Raw genomic sequence first — 26,359 nt, 5'->3', positions numbered from 1 at the left:
TTAAACCATTTTCTCCTGTAGATACGGCAGCGCAAGATCTTTCATGATAAGGCCTTTATCAATCAAATCCTTGATGCTTGTTTCAAGTGTATGCATTCCCTGGGCACGGGAAGTCTGCATGATGCTTGGAATCTGATGGATTTTTTCGTTGCGAATCAAATTGGAAATAGCTGCATTGTTGATCATAATTTCTGTCGCTGCCTTCCTGGCCTGCTTATCGGCTGTCGGAAAGAGGCGCTGTGAAATAATTCCCACAAGGACAGATGCAAGTTGAATTCTAATCTGCGGCTGCTGCGCCGGAGGAAAGACGTCAATAATTCGGTTTATCGTTGCAGGGGCACTGGAGGTGTGCAGAGTACCCAAAACAAGATGGCCAGTCTCTGCTGCGGTAATGGCGGTTTGAATCGTTTCCAAATCACGCATTTCCCCCACCAGGATAACATCTGGGTCTTGCCTTAATGCTGCCCTTAGTCCATTAGCAAAGTTTTTTGTGTCGAAACCGACTTCACGCTGGTCAATAATCGAATTTCCATGCTTATGCAAATACTCAATCGGATCTTCAAGTGTGATGATATGTTTTCGCATATTAACATTCATAAAATTGATCATCGATGCGAGCGTCGTGGATTTACCGCTTCCCGTCGGCCTGTAACCAGCAAAAGTCCCTGGGGTTTTTCAATTACTTTCTTCAAGGTATCCGGAAGATCCAAATCATCAATAGAAGGAACCTTTGATGGAACAATTCTTAGCGCCATAGCTACACAACTACGCTGATGGTAGGTATTCACCCGAAAACGTGATACACCTGGCAAGCCATAGGAGAAATCAAGTTCCCCTCTCTCTTTAAATATATCCCACATATTTTCCGGAATGATTGCCTTAGCCATCCCTTCTGTATCTGCAGGCTTTAAAGAATCTTTTCCATACTTTTTTAAATCCCCATTTATTCTCATGATCGGGGGCACACCAACAGTCAGATGGATATCCGACGCTTTTAGCTCGTATGCCGCCCTTAAAATTAAATCTATATTTTCCTTCATTCTGTTACTCCTACTCCAAAATGGCAACACGCAGAACTTCTTCCGTTGTTGTTAAGCCTTGCTTTATTTTTATCAGGCCGTCATCCATCAAGAAAATAGTCTTGTTTTTAATGGCCAGATCACGAAGCTTTTGAAACGATTCACCATTCATGATCACACGGCGCATCTCATCATTTATGACTAGTACTTCATGCAGGGCAATCCTCCCTTTATATCCAGTCATATTACATGAAGAGCAGCCACGGCCCTTCGAAACCTTTTCTATTTTAATACCTCGCCGTGCAAAAATCTCCATTTCACGTGTGGAAGGATCGTGAACATCTAGACAGTCACGGCACACCTTTCGAACAAGACGCTGGGCAACAATTCCGCTTAAGGATGAAGCAAGCAAGAACGGCTCTACCCCCATGTCCTGCAGCCTTGTAACTGTCCCAATCGAATCATTTGTATGCAATGTGCTGAGAACCAAGTGACCTGTCAGTGAAGCTCTGATAGCAACCTCGACTGTTTCTTTATCACGGATTTCCCCTACCATGACAATATTTGGATCCTGACGAAGAATGGATCGAAGCCCTGCAGCAAACGTCATGCCTACATTCTGGTTTACCTGAATCTGATTGATTCCTTCCAACTGGTATTCAACGGGATCCTCAATTGTGATGATATTCACTTCTTCGCTGTTCAATTTATTTAGCGCCGCATATAACGTTGACGACTTACCTGAACCAGTGGGACCCGTTATCAAGACAATCCCAGTTGGCTTCTCTATTAGTTCGATGAATCTTTTATAATTAAGATTATTAAAGCCAAGCTTGGTTATGTCATTTAAAGCTGCTCCCATGTCGAGAAGCCGCATAACAATTTTTTCACCAAATACAGTTGGCAGAGTCGAAACCCTCAGGTCAACAGGATGGAAATCGAGATTGATTTTTATTCTTCCATCCTGTGGTACACGGTGTTCTGTAATATCAAGATTAGCCATGATTTTTATGCGGGCTGTTAAAACGCTTTGCATATGGCGGGGTAATGCACGTTCCGTGCGCAGAACGCCATCAACACGATAACGGACGACTACCTTTGTTTCCTGTGGGTCAATATGGATATCACTTGCCCGCTGCACAACAGCATTTGAGAGAATTTGATTGACAAGCTTTACAATCGGTGAGTTCTGGTCGGTTACATCCTCTTCCCGGTTTGTTTCCCTCTGTGGCAGCTCTCCCAAAAGCTCTTCAAAGCCTTCATCCGTATTATAAAATTTATTGATTGCACGCAGGATATCATCCTTGGTCGCGATGGCAGTTTCAATATGAAAGCCGGTGGACAGTCTCAGGTCATCAATGATAAAAAAGTCCATTGGATCGGCCATGGCTATAAACAGCTTATCGGCTTCTTTTTTTAAAGGGATGATTAAATTTCTTCTGGCAATTTCTTTTGGTATCAAGGTAAAAAGGTTTGTATCAAAAGGATAACGGAAAAGGCTGATATGCGGTATGCCCAATTGGAACTCAAGCACTTCAATTAATTGCTGTTCCGTAATATAGCCTCTTTGAAGGAGTGCATCACCAAGCCTTTGATTTGTTCCCTTTTCTTTCAATGCGGTTTGAAGCTGCTCCTCTGTTATCAGTCCAGCTTCAACGAGCAAATCGCCAAGTCGTTTACGGGTCTTTTTCATTGGTATCCCTGCTTATCGAAGATTATTTTGGTTGTTCGTTTGGCTTTCCCCACAGGTTTTCATTATTCGAAACAGATGGAAGAACATTCTGCTCCTGAGTTGCCGGCAAATTTTCTTCAGAAACAGACTGGTTAGTTCCGTCCTCGGTCACCGTTGTTGTTTCAGTATTGGCTGTAGATTGGCTGTCTGCATTATTCGTTTGGAGTCCAGACGGGTTCACAGCTCCGCCTGTATCCTGTCCAGCTGGCAGTGCATTTATCTCTACTCTTGCAACGGGAGCATAAAAATCCTCGGAGATTAAGACTGAATCTATTAACTTACCATTATCATAAATCTCACGATACACCTTAATCATAGCCCCGTCTGAACCCTCATTCTGGATTTTCTTCTGACTATTAACTAATAAAGGACTATACTGTTTAATTGTTTTTGGTTTGAAATCCTGTTTATCTCTCGAACTTACTTTATATTCATAAAGCAAAGCCTCACCTTTTAAAGTCGTATGGAGGTCCTTCTCGTTCCATTCCAGCTCAATTGTATAAGCAGTATCATTCGGATTCGAAAATACCAAATCATAATGATTCCCAAAGGCTATTTTCGACTCAAATCCGAGTTCCTCATTAGCAGGTAAATCCTCACTTATTTTTCTTTCTAACACTGAAAAATTGGTTGGCAATATTGCCTTGTATATGCTTGTAGAAATCAAGCTGAGGGCAGAAACAGATAGATTGTTGAGTTTTTTGCTTTTTAAGTATTCGAGCATTGAAAATGTGGACTCCGCCGGGATTTCAATCCGTGATAATTTTTCTGTTGCTTCTTCCATATCATCGGGAGTGTTTTGTGGTGTAAGCATTGCCTCGCCAATGACTGTTTGCACTTCAGAAGAATTTCCCTTTAGGAATTGACGCAATTTAATGATTGTATTGCCAGGCTGAAGGTTTGCAGCAATTGTAGTTAATTTTATGGTCAGCTTATTTAAATCGAATTTCTTTTCGCTCAGGCCGGATGAAAGCATGCTTATGAGCGCTGCCGTTTTCTCATTTTCAAGCTTGACCTGAATTTTATTTTGCTGTCCGTCCTTTGCACCAAAAACAGAATCCTGGATGAGAAAGCTAAAATCGCGTTTATCCATTTTTACTGTTTTTTCCTTGTATTGAATAGAAATTTTAGCATTATTTAGCCATTCATCATATTTTTGATTTAATAGAGCAGTTGCTTCTTCCGAAGTTTTTCCTTCAACACTGATCGTGCCAAATGAGGTTCCTTGTGTATATACATCTGTTTCCTTTTGAAAAGGAGTAAGAGCAAGGGCACCGTATTGGGAAAAACTAAAAATATAGGCAGTACAGAATAAAAGCACAATAAAAAGTTTAATCGCTTGCCGGTTTTTTCTAACCATTAACAGCCTCCTAAAATAGTACTCATATCTTTTTATTCTCTTACCAAATAAAAGGACAAGTTCTACTTTTCTTTGTCAGTACCTTGTATTGTCTCGAGCATTTCCCAATCGATTTCCTCTATTTCACTCGCTCCTTCATTGGATGCAGCAGCTTCATTGATTGCAGCTTGAATTGGATTAACGAATTTTAATTCAATTTCTTTATCAAAAGAAAGAACCTCTAGTTCTTGTAAAGACTCATGTGCGACTTCCTCAAAAGATTCATCTGTTACATTATTTACTTGCAAGTCAGTAAAAATATCCTCAATTTCTTCGATATACTCACTGCTTCTGTTGTGATCCTCATATCCTTGGCTTTCATCATGTATTTCCTGTTCCATTTCTCTTGTTAACAAAAAAGAAATATCATCTTCCAATTCAATGTCTGCAGATACCATGTCCCCGGATGAAGATGTAATTGGAGCTACAGGTTTTTCTGACACTAAAAGCGCTTCATCCAATGGGGTTATATCACTCTCTATTTCATCAAAAGATTCCTGTAAGCTAACAGTGGGTTCTAGATTTACAGACGAACTTCCATAATAGAATTCTTCAGATTCCTTCTTTTTAACACTGGCAGTTTCTTTTCCAAACATTAGAGAAGCCATCCGTTGATCCAATATGTATGAAAACAGCAAAACAAGTAAAAAAAGTATCAAAAAGACTTGCGACAGAGCAATTATCATGCTTGCAACCTGACCAAGTAAGGCGACAAAAAACGCTGTTAAAATGACAATAAGTTTGCCTTTCTTTGTTATGCCCAAGGGCAAAAAATAAATGACAGGTACAAGAATAACAAGTGAGGCTGCGCCCCATAGCAAACTTTCCATTTGTTCACTCCTAATAATTTAAGTATACTAGTAAAAAAGTCTTAGATTCTATTATTTATTACAGGTTTCATCTATATATTTCTTAATTAGACATATTTCGATTCCTAAATATTGTATAATATTTGTATGGATTTTAAAAGAAGGCGGAGAAATAATTATGAGGGGTTTTCAAAAAAACCAAAACGGATTTACATTATTAGAAGTTTTGCTTTCCATTGTTTTACTTGGAATCATCCTCACTAGTTTTGCAGGCCTATTTGCTCAATCAGCTGAATTCACAAAAAGAAATGACCAAAAGTTAACCGCTGTCCAAATATCCCAAAAAGTTGTGAATATAATTGAGGAAAATGTTACTAAGCAATCTTTAATTGATGATAATATAGTAGATTCTGCTGGAAAGGTAATTGGAGGGAGCAGAATTCTAAGCCAGGCAGAAATTGAAGACGATATTTCCCAAACCCTTAATCCTGGTTTTATTGTTTCAGCCGTCATAACTAATAGTAGTGCGGAAAATTTAATTCAATATAAAATTATAGTCCAAGAGAAAACCAATTTAAAAAACCAATCCGAAACTTTTACTTATATTAGAAGGTGAACCAGATGAAAAATCAAAAGGCCTGTCTTTAATCGAAATATTGGCAGCATTAACAATCCTTATGATTATTTCATCCATAATCTATGGTGTTTTCTTTAATGTTGATAAGAATTATAAACAAATTTCACAAAAGTCCAATTTGGAGCAGGAAGCAAATATTATTATTAATACAATTAAAAATTATCATCAACGTCAAAATACATACAAGCTTTCCTATAACCCTTTAAATGGTGATGCTTTCATTGGCACCACAGCAGCAAATATTCCTTTAGAACGAAGTGATCTCCAAATTTTTTTAAAAGCTGGTTATCCTTTACCTGAGGACTTCGCGGGAGAAATAACAATCGATGGTTCCATCCCTCTTGCCATTTACCTAAAGATTACAACAAAGCAGGGCCAATCCTATGAAATTGATACAATTATTAAAAGATATTAGAGGTGAATCTATGAAAAATGAAAAAGGATATACATTATTAATTGTTTTAATTACAATTACAATTATCCTGATATTCGGGATGAGTTTAAGTGGTATGGTTCTCTCTTCCCGTTACCAGTTCAACAAAACGGATAACCGGAATAAAGCGACTGATCTTGCTGAAATGGGAATAACCTATTATAAGGCTGTAACTAACAGAATAGTAGCTGCGGCCAATACTACCGCGTCTTTAAACTCCACCTCAACCACATATGATTCAAATTTCAAGTCAGCATTGAAAGCATACACTGAAATGAAGACCGGTTATATAAAACTTATGACTGTAGAATCTGATAAGACTTACAAAATTAATTTTATGAACATCGATGAGTCCAACCCTAATAAGCTGGTGGTAAACTTTAATAGTTTTGGCAATGCAGGGAAAGAAACAGTTAATCTTACTGGTTCCATCACAATCCAAAAGCTTTCTGGCAAATTAAGAATCGGCCAAACAAAACCAGTCCAGTCTTCTTATTCGATTGTGGAGACTAATTTAATAGACTTATGGGCTCAAAATAAAAGTGCAACCTATAATTCTTCTACCTACTTTACAAATTACATCCATATTCAGGGGAATCGTACCTTATTAGTTAATGGCGATGCCTATTTTGTTTCCGAAGTATCATACCAGGGAGCTGCAGATATTATTATCAAAGGTGATGCGATCTTTGAAAAGGCTATGATTATCCCAAACGGGAAGGCTTATAAGCTGTGCATTACAGGTGATACTTATCTGGTAGATTCTCAGGGAAAATTGATAGATTATGTTATCCCACAGAATCGGTGTGCAAAAACAGCGTCTAATAGTTGGGGAATTGATAATAATAGTGGAATAAAAGTCCAATATTAAATAAAAAGTCCGATTCTCACTCGAGAATCGGACTTTTTTATTTCACATACTCCGCAACCCTATTCCTGCCAGCCCGCTTCGCCCCAACATAAAGAGCACGGTCTGCATGCCGAATCAATGCAAGCGCGTCGTCTGCATCCTCAGGGGCAGTTGCTACGCCGATCGAGGCAGTAATTTCGACAAGGAGCGGTCTGTCTTCCTCTCCCATATGCTGCTTGACTGTGAAAGGTTCGTTGGCAATCGTTTGCCTAATTAGCTCAGCCATAGCGAAAGCTTCTTCCTTCTCTACATCAGGCAAGAGGATGACGAATTCCTCCCCCCGTAACGGGCAGCCGTGCCTCTGTTTCCAGTTAGCATTTCAAGCCGAGCAGCGAGTTCGCATAGAATTTCATTTCCGCTTTGATGCCCATATGTATCATTGACGGATTTAAAATGGTCTATATCCAAAATGATTAATGACAGCAGCTTTCTTTTAAAATAGTGAAGCTTTTCAAATTCCGCTGTTAACAGGTTTTCAAAGTAGCGGTAATTGTAAAGCTTTGTAAGCGGACAGCGTTCGCTATATTCCTTTGTGACTTCATAATGTCTTGCATTTTCGATTGCAATGGCGAAGTGCGAACAAAGTATATCGATAATCATCAATTGCGATTTGTCATATGCCCGTTTTTTCCGTGATGCCAGAATCAGTACGCCGACTACCTGATTATTCCTCATAATTGGCACGGACAAAACAGTCTCCGCACAAGTAGGAATATCCCCTGTCTCTATATTTTTCCATTCTCTTCTTGATGAAAACAGGACAGATTTCCTTGTGGCCAAACTCTTCCACCGATACCTTCTGATTTCTTTAAGGGTAGTAGATTACTAGGGAGGGTTTCCCCATCCTCAATCCGCCGAATCAGCTGAAGTTCTTTCTGATCAATAACATCTAAAATATATGCGAAATCTACTGGCAGCATTTCCATTAATTTTTGAATAAACAGGTCCATTACGTCATTTACTTGGACCCGTTCAGCGAGCTGGTGACCAATTTCAGTTGCCTTTTGAAGATACTCATTTATTTTTTGGCTGGAATAATAGAGATTTAAAATAATAGATAGGCTCGCAAATGGAACACCAACTAATAATAATGCAAGTATTCCTAGTTCAGAATAAAGCGTGTAAAGTACAAAACCGATTGGAAAGGTGATAAGTGTTGTAACAATATCCCACACAAAATCCTTTCCAAAAAAAGGCTGCTTTTCTGGATATAGAGTATAACTGTAAAACATTAAGATGATTTGGTTTATAACATATATTAGTACAGCATAAAGGGCCGCGTATAAAAACGCATCTGTACCCTTTAATATATTCTGCCCAGTCTGCCCACCCACTCCATAATAAATTAACCCGCTCACTAAGGAAATAGTAAAAAACATAATCGAGTTTAGAGGCAATCGAATCCATTCTTCTTTTGGAAGCTTGATCTTGGAAAAAACGGCCATCAAAGCAATATGGATAAAAAGCATCTCTACAAATAAGCCAAACCTTAAAAAAACGCCAAGAGATACCCATTGGATCAAAAATATTGGCACATTGTTTATTACCATAGGCATGGCTGCAACAGCGCAGGTCAATAATAAAAAAGCGACGACATCTGCAAAATTACCTCCTAAATGCGGAGGAAAATATAAATAGGTCCATAGAAACCCAGCCGGGACAAGTAAAACCCAAACAAGTAAAACAATTTTTTTAACGTGCGGTTTTACAGCCATCTTTTCCTGCCTCCTTCTGCTCTGCCATTAGGAAAATAGTCACAAAGTTTAAAATAATTTTAGCAGACATACTAATATTTGTCACAGGAAAATCGTCTTATTTTTTAAAAAATTTGGACAAGAACGGTTTTACCTCAGAAATAAAGTATAGGGAACCAGTTATAACCAGGATATCCGTACTATGAAGCTGATTGATTTCATTCGTTATTGCAGCTTGCCATTCCTCAGATACCTGCTTGTTGGATGAGGAACTGATTTCCATTAGACTTGATGCCGAAGCCGCTCTCGGAAAATCAAAGGAAACAAAAGTAATTCTGTCAGCTGCTCTATCAAGCTTTGAAATCATCTTGTCCAATTTTTTATCCGTTAGAGCTGCAAAGACAATATGAATACGGCGGCCGCTGTATCTGCTCTCCAACTCATGAGTTAAAGCTGTTATTCCTTCATCATTATGCGCCCCATCAATAATTACGGTTGGCTGATCTGAGAGGATTTCAAATCTCCCTGGCCAAAAGGCATTCTTCAGTCCTATTCTAATTTCCTTTTCTGTCAGCTTGAAAGCGTGGACATGATTTAAATATTGTGCAGCCATAATCGATAGTCCGGAATTTTCTGTTTGGTGCTGCCCCATCATTCCAATTTTGATATTTTCGATATAACCATAAGGGGTTTTAATGTCAAAAGACTCTCCTTTTGGCAGTGCGCTGTGGCCTGAAATCTCGAATTCTTTGCCAATCCTGAATAATGGTGTAACTAATTTTGCAGACTGCTGTTCAATTACTGCAAGAGCGTCAGGACGTTTAATGCCAGTAATCACAGCCGATCCTTTTTTTATAATACCCGCTTTCTCAAAGGCAATTTCCTCATATGTATTTCCTAGTATTTGGGTATGGTCAAGACCAATATTTGTAATGATCGAAAGCATCGGTTGAATAATATTTGTCGAATCAAATCTTCCGCCAAGACCGACTTCATAGATGACAACATCTGCGCTGCTGCACTTTGCAAAGTACCACATCGACATGGCTGTAATCACTTCAAATTCAGTAGGACCGCCGAGTTCACTTTCCTCTAACTCTATTGCAAGCGGAAAAATGATATTTGCAAGCTCCACAATTTCTTGATCAGTGATAGGTACTCCATTAATGCTTATTCGTTCATTAAAGTGTTCGATATAGGGAGAAGTAAACGTCCCGACTGTATATCCGCCTGCCTGCAGAATGGAGCGCAAATAGGTGACTGTTGACCCCTTTCCATTGGTTCCTCCAATGTGAACGGTCTTTAATTGCTTTTCAGGATGGCCCAGCTTCTCCATCATCCATTCCATTCTTTTTAATCCAGGTTTTATACCGAGCCTTAATCTTGAATGGATCCAATCAAGGGCTTCCTTATATGTTAAAAACATTCTACGCACCTCATTTCATCGGTTTAAACAGACTGAAGACGAATCCTGGCACGGATTCGCCTTCAAGCATTTTTAACTGAAACAGAGTTAAGATTTAATGAAGCTTTTCTCTCCTGCGAGCTAAAGGTTTAGCCTTTTAATTCTTTAATACGTGCTTCAACCGCAGACCTTTTTTCAAGATAATCATTTTCTTTAGCACGTTCTTCTTCAATTACACTTTCTGGAGCTTTTTTAATAAAGCCTTCATTGCCTAATTTCTTTTGAACCCTTTCAACTTCCTTGTTCCATTTATCCCACTCTTTTTCAAGGCGGGCAATTTCTTCGTCAATATTGATTAAGCCTTCAAGCGGCAGAATGATTTCCATTCCTGAAATCACAGCAGTCATGGCTTTATCAGGTGTTTCAATGTCTGTTCCCATTTGTAATTCTTCCGGGTTACAGAACTTTTCAATGAACCCGCGGTTCTTCTCCAATGAGGCAAGAATCTTTTCATCCTTAGCCTTCACAAGCATTTTGATTTTCCGGCTCATTGGTGTATTTACCTCAGCACGGATATTCCGAACCGCACGGATGGTTTCCATTAACATCTTCATTTCGCCTGCCGCCTGGCTATCAGAGAAGGCAGGATTAACTTCAGGCCATTTTGCAGTTGTAATGGACTCACCAGAGTGAGGAAGGTTTTGCCAAATTTCCTCAGTGATAAACGGCATGAATGGATGAAGCAGGCGCATCGTATTATCAAGGACATGTGCCAAAATCGAGCGGGTAGTAAGCTTTGCTGCTTCGTCTTCTCCGTAAAGTGGGAGTTTCGCCATTTCGATATACCAGTCACAGAAATCATCCCAGATGAAGTTGTAAAGTGCCCGGCTACTTCACCGAATTCGTATTTAGCTGAGAGCCTTGTAACGGTTTCAATTGTTTCATTCAGCTGGTTTAAAATCCACTTGTCAGCAACTGACATTTCACCGCTTAGATCTATTTCTTCGTACTTCAACCCATTCATGTTCATCAAGGCGAAACGGGATGCATTCCAGATTTTATTGGCAAAGTTCCAGGTTGATTCAACCTTTTCGGGAATGTAACGAAGATCTTGGCCTGGTGAGCTTCCTGTTGAAAGGAAATATCTTAGTGAGTCAGCACCGTATTGGTCGATGACCTCCATTGGATCTACACCATTGCCAAGTGATTTACTCATTTTGCGTCCATCTGAATCCCTTACTAATCCATGGATAAGAACGTCTTTGAATAGACGTTCACCGGTGAATTCCAAGCTTTGGAATATCATTCTGGAAACCCAGAAGAAAATAATATCATAGCCCGTTACGAGTACATCAGTAGGGAAGTAACGCTTGAAATCGGCAGCTTCCTTATCCGGCCAGCCCATTGTAGAAAACGGCCATAGTGCAGAGCTAAACCATGTATCAAGTACATCGTTATCCTGGGTCCAATTTTCACTATCTGCAGGTGCTTCTGTTCCAACATATACCTCACCTGTCTCGTTATGGTACCATGCCGGTATCCGGTGTCCCCACCAAAGCTGACGGGAAATACACCAGTCGCGGATGTTCTCCATCCACCGCATATAAGTGTTTTCGAATCTTTCAGGAACGAAATTCACCTTTTCCTCTTTGCTTTGTAAAGCAATCGCTTCATTTGCCAATGGCTGCATTTTAACAAACCATTGTGTTGATAGGTATGGTTCGACAACAGCACCGCTTCGCTCTGAATGACCTACAGAATGTAAATGCTCCTCAATTTTGAAAAGTACTCCCTGTTCTTGAAGATCTTTTACAATTTGCTTGCGGCATTCGAAACGGTCCAGTCCTTCGTATTTGCCAGCACGGCCATTCATTGACCCATCCTCATTCATAACTAGAATGCGTTCAAGATTATGGCGGTTACCGATTTCAAAATCGTTCGGATCATGCGCAGGGGTAATTTTAACGGCTCCAGATCCAAATTCCATATCAACATAATCATCGCCAACGATTGGGATTTCACGTCCTACGATAGGAAGAATAACTGTTTTGCCGATTAAATGCTTGTATCGGTCATCTTCTGGATGTACAGCTACAGCCGTATCACCAAGCATCGTCTCAGGGCGTGTTGTTGCGATTTCGATATGCCCTGATCCGTCAGCTAGCGGGTACCTCATATGATAGAAGGCTCCCTGAACATCTTTATAAATTACTTCAATATCCGATAAAGCTGTTTTCGTTGACGGGTCCCAGTTAATAATATATTCACCGCGGTAAATAAGATCTTTCTTATATAACAAAACGAATACTTCCTTTACAGCGTCGGAAAGACCTTCATCAAGCGTAAATCGTTCACGGCTGTAATCAAGCCCCAAGCCAAGCTTTGCCCATTGCTGGCGAATATGTCCTGCATACTCTTCCTTCCAGCGCCATGTTTCTTCAACAAACTTTTCACGTCCAAGGTCATAGCGGCTCTTTCCTTCACTGCGAAGCTTTTCTTCTACTTTTGCCTGAGTTGCGATTCCGGCGTGGTCCATTCCAGGCAGCCATAAAACATCGTATCCCTGCATCCTCTTCATGCGCGTAAGTATATCCTGCAGCGTTGTATCCCACGCGTGGCCTAAATGAAGCTTACCCGTAACATTCGGCGGTGGGATAACAATTGTGTATGGCTGCTTTTCCTGATCCGGTTTTGCCTCGAAAAATTTTCCTTTTACCCACCAGTCATAGCGGCCTGTTCAATCGATTTAGGATCATATTTCGTGGGCATCGAGATATCATTTGTTTCCATTGCAATTCCTCCTGTTTTAAATTTTTAAAAACAAAAAACCCCATTCGCCATAAAAGGACGAATGGAGTTTGCTTCGCGGTACCACCTTTTTTCCAGCCTGAAATAATTGGCTGGCTCTTAACGGGATAACGGAGTCGATCCGTCTTCCACTACTGGGATTGCATCCGTTGGCGGAAGAAGCTCTAGGGTGACATTCCAATGTTCTGCTTAGGAAATCTTTCAGCTGATGATTTCCCTCTCTTAAAGCAGAAGAGCATTGTACTCTTCCCTGTCTTAGCTTTTTCGATTTGAATATATAGATATACTACCCAAAAAAGGGGATTGACGTCAATAATGTTCGCCAATTTTTTTATATTTTATACATCAATGGGGAAGTTGGTGTTCCTTTTAGCCTAAACACATATAAAGAGGAATATACATAAAATGAGGATCATGAGGAATTAACGCAAACGTCTTTGGAACAGAATTGATATAGGAAAGGGGACTGCAGTTAATGAAAAGATTTAATCGATATTCGCTGCCGCCTTGGGTGAGGACCATGAGGGGTGTGTGCGCGCAATTTATCATACCTTTTTGTATATTTCAGGGAATCCGGACCATTCTTCTGCCGACCACCTTCGACGTTCTGCTTTTGACTATTTTCATCGCAATTGCCCTTGCCATTTATCTTGAAGTCATTTAAGGAGCCCTGCTGCAGACTTACTGCTGGGCTCCTTCTTCTTTTGCCTGCTGCTGTGCACCTTCTTTTGCCTGCTGCTGTGCATCGATTTCCGATATGCGCATAACAACATATTCTGCATTTTTTAAAAGCCAATAGTGCTTCTGCAGCTGCCGGACAAGCTTTAATTCATTTGCTGTCCTGCTTTTCTTAAGATATCTTTCAGCAACCTGCAAAATAGGTCCAGGATGTGCGAGATAGCTTAAGAACAACAATTTTTCATCAGGTTTATAAGGGAAATACTTTAAGTAATAATAAACCCAATCGATGGACTCTTCGTTTCGTTTAGGATGTGTTTTCAAACTGCGAGATAAAAATGGAAGAAGATCATGAATGGGTGAACCATATCTGGCACCTTCAAAATTGATGAAATATCCATAACCCTTTTCATCGTATAGAAAATGTTCTGTCGATATTTTCCCATGGTTGATAACCATTCTTGCCTTTTCCTGATCCTTCGTATTTTCATACCATTCCTCGAACTTCGTTTTGGAAAATCCCAGCGCCTGGCTTATTTCATTATAGTACAAGGAAAACAGCAGCTCGAAAGGAGACATATAGGTTTTTTTCTCGCAAGTCTCGATAAATCCATCCAGCAGTTCTTGATTTTTTTCCAGCTGCTGGATGGTTTTTTCGTAGTGTTCTTTCCTGTCCTCTTTTTTTACTGGAATTTCCTTGGCTGATAATGTGTGAAGTCTCGCAAGCTCACGAAACAGCTGTTGATGCCTCTCATTCCTGTCCTCTCTTTCTTCATTAGGAAGCCAGGGCATCAAATAATACAAATCCTGATTTTCAAGCACTGCGTATCTGCCATCCATTGTAGGATAGATGGGAACAATCCTATTAAAGCCTTTCTGGTAAAGCTGATGGACATGGCGAATAAAGTCAGTGCCATTATTGGGAGGAATTTTCTTTAAAGCGAATGTGCCTTTGTTGGAGTAAATTTTTTGTACTTTACCATAATCCTCAATAAAATAAGGCTCAATTAAATAATTTTTCAATATGGGTTCCAGCACTCCAAGCCGATTTGATTCACTCATCGAAACTCAGCTCTCTTTACGCTTAGAAAAACATTTGAGCAGGTGAGGTACCCGCTCATGATGTTTTTCCTATGTTATTTTTTTGCTACAACAACCGGAATGTAAAGTACCTGGCCTTCGTATACATCCTGATTCATTTCCAAATTGTTAACTCTCAGCAAATTGGGAACGGAAATATCATATCTTTCTGAAAGCACATCCAGAGTCTCTCCCCTTTGGACAATGCACACCTTAAGCTTTGCGACTTCATCACTTTCTTCCTTGCGAGCAAAAAATTCCGTTAAACTCATACTCTTCTTTTTAGGAGCCTTCTTCTTTTTCACTTCTTGCTGTACCGGTGCTTTTTCAGGGCTTGAAGAGCTCTCTGCATGGTGCTCTGCCTGTTGCACTTCTGATGTCACTTCTCCCTGTTCGAATTGTTCCTCTGTTCCAGTATCGGGAACAGTACTTGCTTCACTTCTTGCATATTGCTTAAATAAGTCCAATGGATGACTATTTGCTATTCCCTGATAGGGGAAGGTTGGGAATTCATGCTGTTCTGCTGGAGGTTCATCTTCAAACTGCCTTCTGGCCTCAGCCTCGAAGCTGTCTTCCTCATAGGAAGCATAGTAATGAGCATCCTGCTCCTGCTCTTCCTGTTCCAATACTTCTTCTACATCCTCTTGCGGATTTCTATGCAGCACAACCGGCTCAAACTGCTCTGGAGCTGTTTCATGCTGCTGTTCGCCATATAATCCACTAATGGTTAAATCAGACGTAAGCTTCATGCAGCTCCGCTCTGGAAACGAATAATCAAATGACTCTACTACTACATCAATATCATAGATGCTTTGGATTCTGTTGTTTGGAATGGTAATATCAACCGGAAAACGATGGGAAAACTCACAAACTCCCGCTTCCCTTTCCTCCACCACTTGAACGTATTTCAAACCTGGATCTTCCTCATTTTCGCTGCTATCATTATGGCTTTTATACTCGCCCGTTAATTCCAGCGAACCACGAATGGTTACATACTGGTCATTTTCCTGGATGGTGATATCCGGATCAAGCGATATGGATACTAGCTCTTCGACTTCCTGTCCTTTTCGAAACCATATAGACTCCTCCAAAGAAAATCGAAGGCATGACTGATTTTCCTGAGACAAAGCGACTCCTCCTTTCGTTTCCTTCACGTAAAATCACTATGTCACTTACACTCTATGAAACCAGCTATTTATTTATGATAAAAAAGCGTCCAGAATTAAAAAAACACCCATACCTATACGGTAACGGGTTTACTTTAGAGGTGTAAACATTGTAAAACACATATGAAAACGCACTTGAATTCACGATATCATTCACAGTGCGTTTTTTATTGATTTATCAACATTTTGGCGAATTTTAATTGCTTATTTTTTCTTAATTCATATCGTAAATCACAGGGTAGGAAATCATTATTGGGGGTGTGTGAATTATTTGTGATTTAGTAAGAAGACTTATCCTTAATTGAGTAACCAGTGATGTTTAAAATAAGCGGAGATTTTTCCGTTAGACTGGAGAATAGAGCTCGGTTCGGGGTATATAAGCGGAGGTTTTCCGATTAAGCAAAGCAAAATTAACCATTTTCACGTTTTTTGAGTCAATAGTCTGAATCTTTCCGTCTATTTAAGCTATTTTCAGTGCTATTTCCTAATTAAGAGAAATTTCTCCGCTTATTTATCAAACTCGCTTTAGCGTCTAATGAACTTGTACAACTTACGGGTGCTTTAGTAAAAAAAAGAAAATTCAAAAAAAGCTTAGAGATATTTGCATCTCTAAGCCTTTTTGACTTTGAAGTTTATATGATTTGCTATTTGATTTGGTCTGCGATTTACCGTTTTGTACCTTACAAGTAAACCCATACCTATACAGTACGGGTGTCTAAAATTATTTTTTTAATTTTGAAAATGCTGTTTCTGCAGCCTGAATTGTTTTTTCAATGTCTTCATCAGTGTGGGCGGTTGATAGGAATAGCCCCTCAAACTGTGATGGCGGCAGGAATACTCCCTGGTTAGCCATTTCCTGATAGTAGGATGCGAAATATTCGAGATTCGATGTCTTCGCTTTATCATAATTTGTTACTTTCTCATTCGTAAAGAAGAAACCAATCATGGAGCCAGCGCGATTCACTGTAATCGGAATACCATGCTTTTCAGCAGCTGCCTTTAATCCCTCTTCGAGCATGTCACCTTTACGGATAAATTCATTGTAGTGCTCCGGTGTCAGCTGGCTTAGTGTTTCATAGCCCGCTGTCATGGCCAATGGATTTCCTGAAAGTGTTCCGGCTTGATAGATAGGACCGCTAGGAGCGATTCTCTCCATGATTTCCGCTTTTCCGCCATAGGCACCTACTGGAAGGCCGCCGCCAATTACTTTTCCAAGGCAGGTAATGTCAGGCGTCACATTAAAATACCCTTGTGCACAGTTGTAGCCAACCCGGAAGCCTGTCATTACCTCATCAAAGATAAGAAGTGCTCCAAATTGTGAAGTGATATCCCTTAGCCCTTCAAGGAAGCCTGGAAGTGGAGGAACGACACCCATATTGCCGGCAACTGGTTCTACAATAACTCCTGCAATATCATCGCCAAACTGTTCGAATGCATACCTGACGCTTTCAAGGTCGTTATAAGGAACGGTTATTGTATTTTTTGCCACACCTTCCGGAACGCCAGGGCTGTCTGGCAAACCAAGTGTTGCTACTCCTGAACCCGCTTTGATCAGAAGCGAATCCCCATGCCCGTGATAACAACCTTCAAATTTCAAGATCTTATTACGGCCGGTATATCCCCTTGCAAGGCGAAGAGCACTCATCGTTGCCTCAGTACCTGAAGAAACCATACGTACGACTTCAATCGAAGGCACACGTTCGATGACAAGCTTTGCGAGCTCATTTTCCATTAAGGTTGGCGCGCCGTAACTCGTGCCCAATTCAGCTACCTTTTTAATCCCTTCTACAACCCTGTCATTTGTATGACCCAGGATTAGAGGGCCCAAGATAAAACATAATCAATATATTCATTGCCATCGATATCATAAATTTTTGATCCTTTTCCGCGTTCCATGAAAATAGGATCCATGTTCACCGATTTGAATGCGCGGACAGGGCTATTTACACCGCCTGGCATTAAACCTTTAGCTTCCTTGAAGGCTTCAATCGATTTTGCGTATGAGCGCATCTCATTCCCTCACTTTAAATAAAATTATTCTTCATTTAACCAGCGGACAGCATCCTTTGCAAAATACGTGATAATCAGATCAGCACCAGCTCGCTTCATACCAACTAGCATCTCAAGGACGATTTTCTTCTCATCGATCCAGCCGTTCAGTGCAGCTGCTTTGACCATTGAGTATTCACCGCTGACATTGTAAATCACAACTGGCAGGTTAAAGTTATTCTTAACATCTCTGACGATATCAAGATATGGCATACCCGGCTTAACAATAAGGAAATCTGCTCCCTCATTAACATCAGATTCTGCTTCTCTTAACGCTTCCATTCGATTGGCAGGATCCATTTGGTATGTCTTGCGATCCCCGAATTGAGGCGTACTGTCCGCCGCATCGCGGAAAGGACCATAAAAAGCTGAAGAATATTTAACAGCATAAGACATAATTGGAACTTCCTCGAATCCTGCTTCGTCCAAGCCGGCACGAATGGCAGCAACGAACCCGTCCATCATATTCGATGGAGCAATGATATCAGCTCCTGCTTTTGCCTGGCTAACGGCTGTTTTGACAAGCAATTCAAGCGATGCATCATTTAAGACACGATCTCCTTCCACTACACCGCAGTGGCCATGGCTCGTATATTCACACAGACATGTATCGGCAACAACAATCATTTCAGGGAAGCGATCCTTTATGAAGCGGGTTGCTTCCTGGACAATCCCATGGTCATGGTACGCCTGCTCTCCACATTCGTCCTTTTCAGCAGGCACACCGAATAGGATTACTGATTTGATTCCAAGCGAAACGATTTCTTCCATTTCCTCTTGGAGATAATCCATTGATATTTGGAAAACTCCGGGCATGGAAGAGACTTCGTTTTTTGTTTTTTCTCCTTCTACGATAAAAAGCGGGTAAATAAAATCCTCCGCTCTAAGATGGTTTTCTCTAACAAGTGCACGCATATTTGCGCTCTGGCGCAGGCGGCGATGACGTGAAAAATGGAGTTCCATTTTCATTACCTCCAAATATTAATTTATATAGACTATCATGCTTTTAAGCATCTCTTCTACAGTATACACCTCGGGCGCAGCATGGACTAATAATCCGTACGATTGAATTTTCTCTTTCGTAACAGGTCCAATACAACCTATCAGGCATTCCTCGATTAGGTCACCCAGTTTATTTTCCTTCACAACGTCCATAAAATGTTCTACCGTGGACGGGCTTGTAAAGAGCAGAATATCAAGGTCTTTTTTTGCAAGCTTTTCTGAGAGCAATACCCGGCTATCCTCCGGCATGTATGTTTCATATACAATCGCTTCATCAACAGCCGCACCCTTTTTTCGAAGCGATTCAGCTATTACGTCCCTTGCCAGGTTTCCTTTTGGAATGAGAATTCTATCTCCTTCTTTGACATAGGGAGCGAATTCAGCCGCAAAGGCTTCAGCTACATATTCGGATGGCAGAAAGCTGACTTTAAGACCATTTTCATTTAAGACCTTCTGTGTTCTCTCACCAATTACAGCAATCTTTGGGAACAACGCAAGCTCTTGTTTATTATAAAAAGATAAAAGTGTTTCCACAGTAACATTACTTGTAAAAATAATCCAATCGTATGTATCAATAGATTTAAGCAATTGAAGAAGGCTGCCATCTGCGTGAATGGTGTAAAGGCAATAAGAGGGATTTCAATTGGAATCCCTCCATACTTTTCAACTAATTGCGAAAATGGCTTTGCCTGCTTTTTTCCTCTTGGTACGAGAACTTTTTTATTAAGCAGGGGTAACGGTTTTATCATTCACCCTCAAGCTCCTGTTTAACCTTATCGATCAGTTCTTTTGCACCTTTTTCAATTAACATGCTGGCTGCCCGCACTCCCACATCCTCAGGCTCCATACCTCTAACTTCTTCCTTGTATACTTCTTTGCCATCAGGTGAAGCTACTAGCGCAGTTAATACAATTTCTTCGTTTTCATCAATATAAGCAAATCCTGCAATAGGAACCTGGCAGCCGCCCTCCATTTTATGAAGGTATGCACGTTCTGCACGAACGGCTCTATCTGTTTTTTCACATGTAAACTTATCAAGAAGTTCCAGCAGTTCTTTGTCGTCTTCACGGCACTCAATAGAAAGCGCTCCCTGGCCAACTGCAGGCACACAGCTTTCAGCATCCAAAAACTCCGTTACGACATCAGTTGCCCATCCAAGACGGGATAAACCTGCTGCAGCAAGGATAATCGCATCATACTCTTCTTCTTCAAGCTTGCTTAATCTAGTATCTACATTTCCTCTAATCCATTTAATCTCTAAATCAGGACGCTGCTTAAGAAGCTGTGAACTTCTGCGTAAGCTGCTCGTACCAATAACTGAGCCTTCTTTTAAATCCTTCAACGGAATGTGGTTCCTGGAAATAAGCGCATCACGATGGTCTTCACGAAATGGGATACTTCCAATTGTCAGACCTTCTGGCAGTACAGCCGGCATATCCTTCATACTGTGAACGGCCATATCTATCTCTTTATTCAACATTGCCTGTTCAATTTCTTTTACGAATAATCCTTTGCCTCCGACTTTGGATAAAGTGACATCAAGAATACGGTCTCCTTTTGTTACAATTTCTTTCACTTCAAATTCAAAGGGAGCACCAAGTTTTTTCAATTGCTCTATAACCCAATTCGTTTGTGTTAATGCAAGTTTACTGCGTCTTGAACCAACAATTATTTTTCTCATGACTGCCTCCTGATTTACGAATTCCAAATATGGAATGATGATAATTGACCAAAAAGAAAAAAGTTGATAAGTACGATTAAAAAAGAGCCTACGTTCCATAAAGCCAGGGTTTTCCCTGCAAGATTCCTGCCAATGCGAAGGTAAAGGTAGATGCTGTATGTGGTCAATACGATGAAGGAGCCAATCACCTTTGCGTCGTACCATGACATGCCCGGAACCTTTAATATAGCCCATTGCAGCCCCAGTATCAGGCTCAATATCAGCATCGGAACACCGATAACTGCAAGTAAATAAGAGAGGTTCTCAAGTTTCGTTAAATCAGCCAGGCGCATAAGCCTTTTTCCCCACTTTTTCTTTTTCAATAAATCGTATTGAAACAAATACAGCAGGGAGAACACAAAGGAAAGTGAGAAGGCTCCGTAGGAAAGAATCGCCATTGTAATATGTATGAGAAGCAGCTCGGACATTAGCTTTTGCCCGATGATATGCGACCCATACTGAACAGGTGCAAAGGTATGTATAACCATAACGATAAATCCGAGAATATTCGTAAAAAAAACGATAAAATCGACTCTTAACAGCCTGTTAATGCCAAGGGACAGCGTAACCAGAACCCAGGCGTAGAAATAAAGGCCTTCGAATATGGTCAACACGGGAAAACGCCCTGTTTTCATCATATATAAAAATAGAAATACCGTTTGCAAAATCCACACAAATGCAAGTAACCAGAAGGCTGCTCGGTTTGCCTTCCGGTTATGGTGAATGAAATCAAAGAAATATAACAGCACGCTGAAGGCATAGATAACAACTGTAAGTTCGTGCAGTCTTGTCATATGGATGTCAAACATAGACTGTACCTCACTTACGACTGAAAGGAAGCCTGAGGTGCTTGAACCATCATCTTAACTGGTTCGGCTGCTTTCAGTTGATTTTGCTCTTCAACAAGAGCTTCTATATTAAAGATTTTCACGAATAAATCCAGAGCATCTTCAGCATCCGGCCGTGCAGCCAATTCCTTTGCCTGCAAAATAGGATCTTTTAAAAGCTGGTTAATAATACTCTTTGTATGTTTGTTTAATACTTTTTTATCCCGTTCTGACAGTTCAGGGAGCTTTCGTTCAATGCTTTCCATCGTCTCAGACTGGATCGCCAGCGCTTTTTCCCTTAAGGCAGTAATGACTGGGACAACTCCAAGCAAACCAAGCCACTGCTTAAATTCTACTATCTCTTTTTCTACCATAATCGAGATTTTTTCTGCAGCCTTTTTTCTTTCCTGAAGGTTTGCTTCCACAATTCCTTCTAAATCATCTATATCATATAAAAAGACATTTTCCAGTTCTGCAATATTCGGGTCTAAATCACGTGGTACGGCGATATCAACCATAAAAAGCGGTTTACCCTTCCGCATTTTTTCCACAGCTGCCATCATCTCTTTTGTAATGACAATCCCATTTGAGCCAGTTGAGCTGATTAAAATATCCGCTTCGGTTAATGAAGCCTGAAGCTCCTGCATAGTCCTTGCCTGACCGTCAAATTTTTCCGCAAGCCCGACAGCTTTCTCGAATGTACGGTTGATGACCGTTACTTTTTTCACTCCGCTGCCTTGTAAATTCTGGGCGGCTAGTTCGCCCATTTTTCCTGCACCAAAAATAAGTACATGTTTATTTTCGAGGGACCCAAAAATTTTCTTTGCAAGTTCAACTGCCGCATAACTGACTGAAACGGCATTGGCACCAATATCTGTTTCAGAATGGCCGCGCTTGGCAAGCGTGATTGCCTGTTTAAAAAGATGGTTAAACACTGTACCTGTTGTCTGCTCCTGTTGAGATAGCAGGAAGCTGGAACGAACCTGCCCAAGAATCTGCGTTTCACCAAGAATCATGGAGTTAAGTCCGCAGGCTACTTTGAACAAATGCTCGACGGCCGCCTCTTCCTCATATATGAAAAGGAAAGGAGAAAATTCGTCCTGTTCCATGCCAAACCACTCAGATAAAAATTCTTTCATATAGTAACGGCCAGTATGCAGTTGGTCAACCACTGCATAAATTTCCGTACGGTTGCAGGTTGAAAGAATAACATTCTCCAAAATGCTCTTCTTGGTGTTTAATTTTTTTGTCGCATCCGCAATAAAGGATGGATCAAAAGTGAGCCGTTCTCTGATTTCAACAGGGGCTGTTCTATAGTTAATACCGACCACTAACGTATGCATTTTTTCAAGACCCCCTAATAAATGTTCATTCTTAACTAGTCTAATTATATCATGGGTTATTTTTCATTTTGCCCAAAAAATGTGAACAGAAAACGAAACTATGTGATATTATAAAAAAATGAATGGCTAGGATATTCATTAATCGACAAATACTTCCCTAAGTACAGTATCAAAAAATCAGCTTGGATTCAAGTGAACCTTTCTGGAAGTGGTGTATTTCATGAAAAATCAACGAATTTTCCCTGGAATTATCTTAATTGGCTTTGGTGGACTTTTTTTTACAGCAATCGGGAATCACTTTATTTCAACAATTTTATACATGGCCTACCCTGTTGGTCATTGTTGGTGCCGCCTTCCTTGGGCAGGGCTACTTTTCAAAGGATCATGAAGCGATCCTTCCCGGGGTTATCCTGGCAGGCTTTGGCCTGCATTTCCATCTCGTTCATCATCTGGCATTCTGGCCTGACCATATAGGGACATTTATCTTCATAATTGCACTCGGCTTTCTGCTCAGATATCAAAAAACGGGCACTGGATTATTCCAGGCTATGTTATTCATCCTTTTGGCCGTGCTTCTTTTGTTTTACGACAAAATTGCCGGCTACCTTGGATTGGTTCAAAACGGATTTTCGCTGGCATGGAAATTTTGGCCGGCTGTATTAATCCTCTTTGGAGCTTACTTCTTATTTTTCAAAAAAAAATAAACGTCCGGACCCTTTGTCCGGACGTTTTTTCATTATTTCATATAACTCTCTATCGTTGCCCATGCCTTATCTTTTCCTTCCCCTGTTTCAGACGAGAAAAGGATGATTTGGTCGTTTGGATCTAGGTCCAGTGTTTCTTTGACAACCTTTAGATGCTTTTGCCATTTCCCTTTAGGAATTTTATCGCACTTTGTTGCTATGACAATGCAGGGAATTTCATAATGTTTTAAAAATTCGTACATCATAACGTCATCCTGTGTAGGCTGGTGACGGAGATCAATAATTAAAACGACTGCCTTTAATTGTTCCCTTGAAGTTATATACGTTTCAATCATTTTGCCCCAGGCAGCCCGTTCACTTTTAGAAACCTTCGCATAACCATATCCCGGAACATCCACAAAATGGAGAACCTCATTAATGATATAAAAATTTAAGGTTTGAGTTTTCCCTGGCTTGGAAGAGATTCTCGCAAGTCCTTTGCGGTTAAGCAGTTTATTAATGAACGAGGACTTTCCTACATTTGACCTTCCTGCTAAAGCAAATTCGGGCAGATCCCCTTCAGGGTATTGGTCGGGTTTAACTGCACTGATTACAATTTCTGAACTAACAACTTTCATTTACGCTCCACCTTCTGCAAGGGCATGCTTCAATACTTCATCCACATGAGAGACGAGCACGAAATCCATTTCATTCCTGACGCTTTCTGGAATATCATCAATATCCTTTTCGTTATCCTTTGGAATAATCACTTTAGTAAGTCCAGCCCTGTGCGCACTTAATGTTTTTTCTTTTAAACCGCCTATTGGCAGCACTCTACCCCTAAGGGTTATTTCCCCTGTCATTCCGACTTCCCGTCTAATTGGCCGTCCTGATAATGCCGAAACGAGTGCAGTCGCCATGGTGATTCCAGCTGAAGGCCCATCTTTTGGAACAGCTCCTTCTGGAACATGGATATGAATATCATATTTTTCATGGAATGCGGGATCGATTCCAAGTTCCTTCGCTTTGGAACGAATATAGCTGAAAGCTGCCTGCGCAGATTCCTTCATGACATCACCCAGTTTTCCTGTTAAAACCAATTTCCCTTTGCCTGGTGAGAGGGAAACTTCAATTTGGAGGGTGTCGCCGCCGACAGTTGTATATGCCAGCCCTGTAGCTACTCCTACCTGATCCTCAAGCTCAGCCTGTCCGTATCGGAACTTTGGCTTGCCCAAAAATTCTTCTACATTTTTCTCTGTAATAATAACACGTTTCTTTTCTCCTGAAACAACGATTTTCGCCGTCTTCCGGCAAATCGTAGCCATTTGTCGTTCCATGCTCCTTACACCAGCTTCGCGTGTGTAATAACGGACAATTTTCAAAATGGCATCATCCCGCACCTGCAAAATACTCTTCGACAGGCCATGTTCCTTTATTTGCTTTGGAAGGAGATGATCTCTCGTAATATGAACCTTTTCAATTTCGGTATATCCTGCAATCGTAATAATCTCCATCCTGTCCAAAAGCGGTCCCGGAATGGTTGATAAATTATTAGCTGTCGCAATGAACATAACTTTAGACAGGTCATATGTTTCTTCTATATAGTGGTCGCTGAAATTATGGTTCTGTTCGGGATCGAGCACTTCCAGCATCGCTGAAGATGGATCGCCCCTGAAATCGCTGGACATCTTATCAATTTCATCGAGCAGGAAAACAGGATTGATTGTACCTGCTTTTTTCATGCCCTGAATAATCCTGCCTGGCATCGCACCAACATAGGTTCTTCTATGTCCGCGAATTTCCGATTCATCCCTTACACCGCCCAGAGAAACCCTGACAAAATGGCGGTTTAGTGATGTGGCAATCGATTTCGCCAGACTGGTTTTACCTACCCCGGGAGGCCCTGCCAGACATAATATAGGACCCTTTAGCGAATTTGTAAGCTTTTGGACTGCGAGGTATTCAAGCACCCGTTCTTTTACTTTTTCCAGGCCATAATGGTCCTGATTTAGTATTTTTTCGGCACGAAGAATATCAAGGTCATCCTCCGTTTTCTTGGACCACGGAAGAGAAACAAGCCACTCAATATAATTCCTGATTACTGCACTTTCAGCAGAACTAGAAGGAACTTTTTCATAACGGTCCAGCTCTTTTAAAGCAGTAAGCTTAACATGGTCAGGCATGCCGGCAAGATCGATTTTCTCTGTCAATTCGGCAATCTCACCTGTTTTGCCTTCTTTTTCGCCTAGTTCCTTTTGTATGGCCTTTCATTTGCTCACGCAAATAATATTCTTTTTGCGTACGTTCCATCGAACGCTTAACACGCTGGCCGATTTTCTTCTCAAGGTTTAGTACTTCTCGTTCATTGTGAATGATATCGATTACTCGATTCATTCTCTTTTTAACATCAATCGTTTCAAGAATTTCCTGCTTCTCCTTTAGCTTTAAAGGCAGGTGAGATGAAATGATGTCAGCCATTCGTCCTGGCTCCTCAATATCTGTAACAGAAGCATACGTTTCTGCAGATATTTTTTTGGACATTTTTATGTATTGCTCAAAATACTCAAGCATCGTTCTCATCAATGCCTGATCTTCAACATCTTTCTCCACCTTGTCTTCGAAGGTTTTCAGGCTCACCGAATAAAATTCATTTTCATCCTGGAACGTAACGATTTCGGCTCTCTTTAATCCCTCAACCAACACACGGATTGTTCCGTTGGGAAGCTTGAGCATTTGCTTTACTTTCGTAAGCGTCCCCAATTTATATAGATCCTCTTCAGATGGTTCATCTATAGAAATATCCTTTTGAGTAGTCAAAAAAATTAAATGGTCATCTACCATCGCTTTTTCAAGTGCCTGCACTGACTTTTCCCGGCCTACATCTAAATGAAGGACCATGGTTGGATAGACAAGCAGACCTCGAAGTGGCAGGAGGGGAACGATCAGTTCTTTCTCTTTCGCCATA

At 40.7% G+C, this 26,359-nt stretch carries 17 protein-coding genes, 6 pseudogenes and 1 other annotated feature; of the genes and pseudogenes, 5 read left to right on the top strand and 18 right to left on the bottom strand.

The window, feature by feature from the left end:
* The 4 genes and pseudogenes from RCG23_RS18190 to RCG23_RS18175 form a co-directional block, all read right to left on the bottom strand.
* Positions 1-1,040, bottom strand: a pseudogene (locus RCG23_RS18190) (type IV pilus twitching motility protein PilT).
* A gap of 10 nt (positions 1,041-1,050) precedes the next feature.
* Positions 1,051-2,712: a GspE/PulE family protein gene (locus tag RCG23_RS18185; RefSeq protein ID WP_308176822.1), complete on the bottom strand. Its 1,662-nt coding sequence runs from the start codon at positions 2,710-2,712 to the stop codon at positions 1,051-1,053.
* Between the two features lie 22 nt (positions 2,713-2,734).
* Positions 2,735-4,111 (bottom strand): G5 domain-containing protein, encoded by a 1,377-nt coding sequence (locus RCG23_RS18180; RefSeq protein WP_308176821.1) that lies wholly within the window; start codon positions 4,109-4,111, stop codon positions 2,735-2,737.
* A gap of 62 nt (positions 4,112-4,173) precedes the next feature.
* Positions 4,174-4,980, bottom strand: a complete 807-nt coding sequence (locus RCG23_RS18175) for a hypothetical protein (protein WP_308176820.1) — start codon at positions 4,978-4,980, stop codon at positions 4,174-4,176.
* 157 nt (positions 4,981-5,137) lie between these two features.
* On the opposite strand from RCG23_RS18175, the gene RCG23_RS18170 reads away from it, so the two are divergent.
* The 3 genes from RCG23_RS18170 to RCG23_RS18160 are packed head-to-tail and all read left to right on the top strand — an operon-like array spanning position 5,138 to position 6,900.
* The gene (locus RCG23_RS18170) at positions 5,138-5,575 is read left to right on the top strand and encodes a type IV pilus modification PilV family protein (protein ID WP_308176819.1); all 438 of its coding nucleotides are present in this window, start codon (positions 5,138-5,140) and stop codon (positions 5,573-5,575) included.
* Complete coding sequence (locus tag RCG23_RS18165; RefSeq protein WP_374049860.1) at positions 5,562-6,011, top strand: PilW family protein; 450 nt, start codon at positions 5,562-5,564, stop codon at positions 6,009-6,011. Before RCG23_RS18170 ends, RCG23_RS18165 begins: the two co-directional genes overlap by 14 nt.
* On the top strand, positions 5,980-6,900 hold the full coding sequence (locus tag RCG23_RS18160) for a hypothetical protein (protein ID WP_308176817.1): 921 nt from the start codon (positions 5,980-5,982) through the stop codon (positions 6,898-6,900). The genes RCG23_RS18165 and RCG23_RS18160 overlap by 32 nt, the downstream gene beginning before the upstream one ends.
* Before the next feature lie 37 nt (positions 6,901-6,937).
* On the opposite strand, the pseudogene RCG23_RS18155 reads toward RCG23_RS18160, so the two are convergent.
* The 4 genes and pseudogenes from RCG23_RS18155 to RCG23_RS18140 all read right to left on the bottom strand — a co-directional run bounded on the left by RCG23_RS18155 (position 6,938) and on the right by RCG23_RS18140 (position 12,828).
* A pseudogene (locus RCG23_RS18155) lies at positions 6,938-7,719 on the bottom strand (diguanylate cyclase).
* The gene (locus RCG23_RS18150) at positions 7,665-8,654 is read right to left on the bottom strand and encodes a hypothetical protein (protein WP_308176816.1); all 990 of its coding nucleotides are present in this window, start codon (positions 8,652-8,654) and stop codon (positions 7,665-7,667) included. The pseudogene RCG23_RS18155 and the gene RCG23_RS18150 overlap by 55 nt, the downstream one beginning before the upstream one ends.
* Before the next feature lie 97 nt (positions 8,655-8,751).
* Positions 8,752-10,059, bottom strand: a complete 1,308-nt coding sequence (locus tag RCG23_RS18145; RefSeq protein WP_308176815.1) for a bifunctional folylpolyglutamate synthase/dihydrofolate synthase — start codon at positions 10,057-10,059, stop codon at positions 8,752-8,754.
* Between the two features lie 128 nt (positions 10,060-10,187).
* Positions 10,188-12,828 (bottom strand): annotated as a pseudogene (locus RCG23_RS18140) (valine--tRNA ligase).
* A 50-nt stretch (positions 12,829-12,878) separates the two neighbouring features.
* Positions 12,879-13,112: a binding site (T-box leader), on the bottom strand.
* A 209-nt stretch (positions 13,113-13,321) separates the two neighbouring features.
* On the opposite strand from RCG23_RS18140, the gene RCG23_RS18135 reads away from it, so the two are divergent.
* A complete protein-coding gene (locus RCG23_RS18135) occupies positions 13,322-13,510 on the top strand; it encodes a hypothetical protein (protein WP_308176814.1) in 189 nt (62 codons plus the stop codon).
* Between the two features lie 17 nt (positions 13,511-13,527).
* Here the strand turns inward: RCG23_RS18135 and ysxE are convergent, their stop codons facing one another.
* From ysxE to hemA, 8 genes and pseudogenes are all read right to left on the bottom strand, one after another.
* The gene (gene ysxE / locus RCG23_RS18130) at positions 13,528-14,586 is read right to left on the bottom strand and encodes a spore coat protein YsxE (RefSeq protein ID WP_308176813.1); all 1,059 of its coding nucleotides are present in this window, start codon (positions 14,584-14,586) and stop codon (positions 13,528-13,530) included.
* A gap of 74 nt (positions 14,587-14,660) precedes the next feature.
* Positions 14,661-15,731, bottom strand: coding sequence for a stage VI sporulation protein D (gene spoVID / locus RCG23_RS18125; protein ID WP_308176812.1), 1,071 nt, complete (start codon positions 15,729-15,731; stop codon positions 14,661-14,663).
* Positions 15,732-16,491: 760 nt separating this feature from the next.
* A pseudogene (gene hemL / locus RCG23_RS18120) lies at positions 16,492-17,780 on the bottom strand (glutamate-1-semialdehyde 2,1-aminomutase).
* Positions 17,781-17,804: 24 nt separating this feature from the next.
* Positions 17,805-18,782, bottom strand: a complete 978-nt coding sequence (gene hemB, locus RCG23_RS18115) for a porphobilinogen synthase (protein ID WP_308176811.1) — start codon at positions 18,780-18,782, stop codon at positions 17,805-17,807.
* An 18-nt stretch (positions 18,783-18,800) separates the two neighbouring features.
* Positions 18,801-19,409: a uroporphyrinogen-III synthase gene (locus tag RCG23_RS18110; RefSeq protein WP_308176810.1), complete on the bottom strand. Its 609-nt coding sequence runs from the start codon at positions 19,407-19,409 to the stop codon at positions 18,801-18,803.
* Between the two features lie 157 nt (positions 19,410-19,566).
* Positions 19,567-20,502, bottom strand: coding sequence for a hydroxymethylbilane synthase (hemC, locus tag RCG23_RS18105; RefSeq protein WP_308176809.1), 936 nt, complete (start codon positions 20,500-20,502; stop codon positions 19,567-19,569).
* A gap of 14 nt (positions 20,503-20,516) precedes the next feature.
* On the bottom strand, positions 20,517-21,350 hold the full coding sequence (locus RCG23_RS18100) for a cytochrome C assembly family protein (protein ID WP_308176808.1): 834 nt from the start codon (positions 21,348-21,350) through the stop codon (positions 20,517-20,519).
* A 14-nt stretch (positions 21,351-21,364) separates the two neighbouring features.
* Positions 21,365-22,711 carry a glutamyl-tRNA reductase gene (gene hemA, locus RCG23_RS18095; protein ID WP_308176807.1) on the bottom strand — a complete coding sequence of 449 codons (1,347 nt, stop codon included), beginning with the start codon at positions 22,709-22,711 and terminating at the stop codon, positions 21,365-21,367.
* Between the two features lie 220 nt (positions 22,712-22,931).
* Between hemA and RCG23_RS18090 the strand changes: the two are divergent.
* Positions 22,932-23,415 (top strand): annotated as a pseudogene (locus RCG23_RS18090) (LiaI-LiaF-like domain-containing protein).
* A 32-nt stretch (positions 23,416-23,447) separates the two neighbouring features.
* Here RCG23_RS18090 and yihA read toward each other — a convergent pair.
* Together yihA and lon are read right to left on the bottom strand one after the other, a co-directional pair.
* Positions 23,448-24,032, bottom strand: a complete 585-nt coding sequence (yihA, locus tag RCG23_RS18085; protein WP_308176806.1) for a ribosome biogenesis GTP-binding protein YihA/YsxC — start codon at positions 24,030-24,032, stop codon at positions 23,448-23,450.
* Positions 24,033-26,358: pseudogene (gene lon, locus RCG23_RS18080) on the bottom strand (endopeptidase La). It abuts the gene before it with no gap.
* Between the last annotated feature and the right edge of the window lies 1 nt (position 26,359).

Origin of the sequence: Neobacillus sp. PS3-34 (genome assembly GCF_030915465.1) — a bacterium.
GTDB lineage: Bacteria > Bacillota > Bacilli > Bacillales > Cytobacillaceae > Neobacillus_A.
This window is presented reverse-complemented; position numbering and strand designations above follow the sequence as displayed.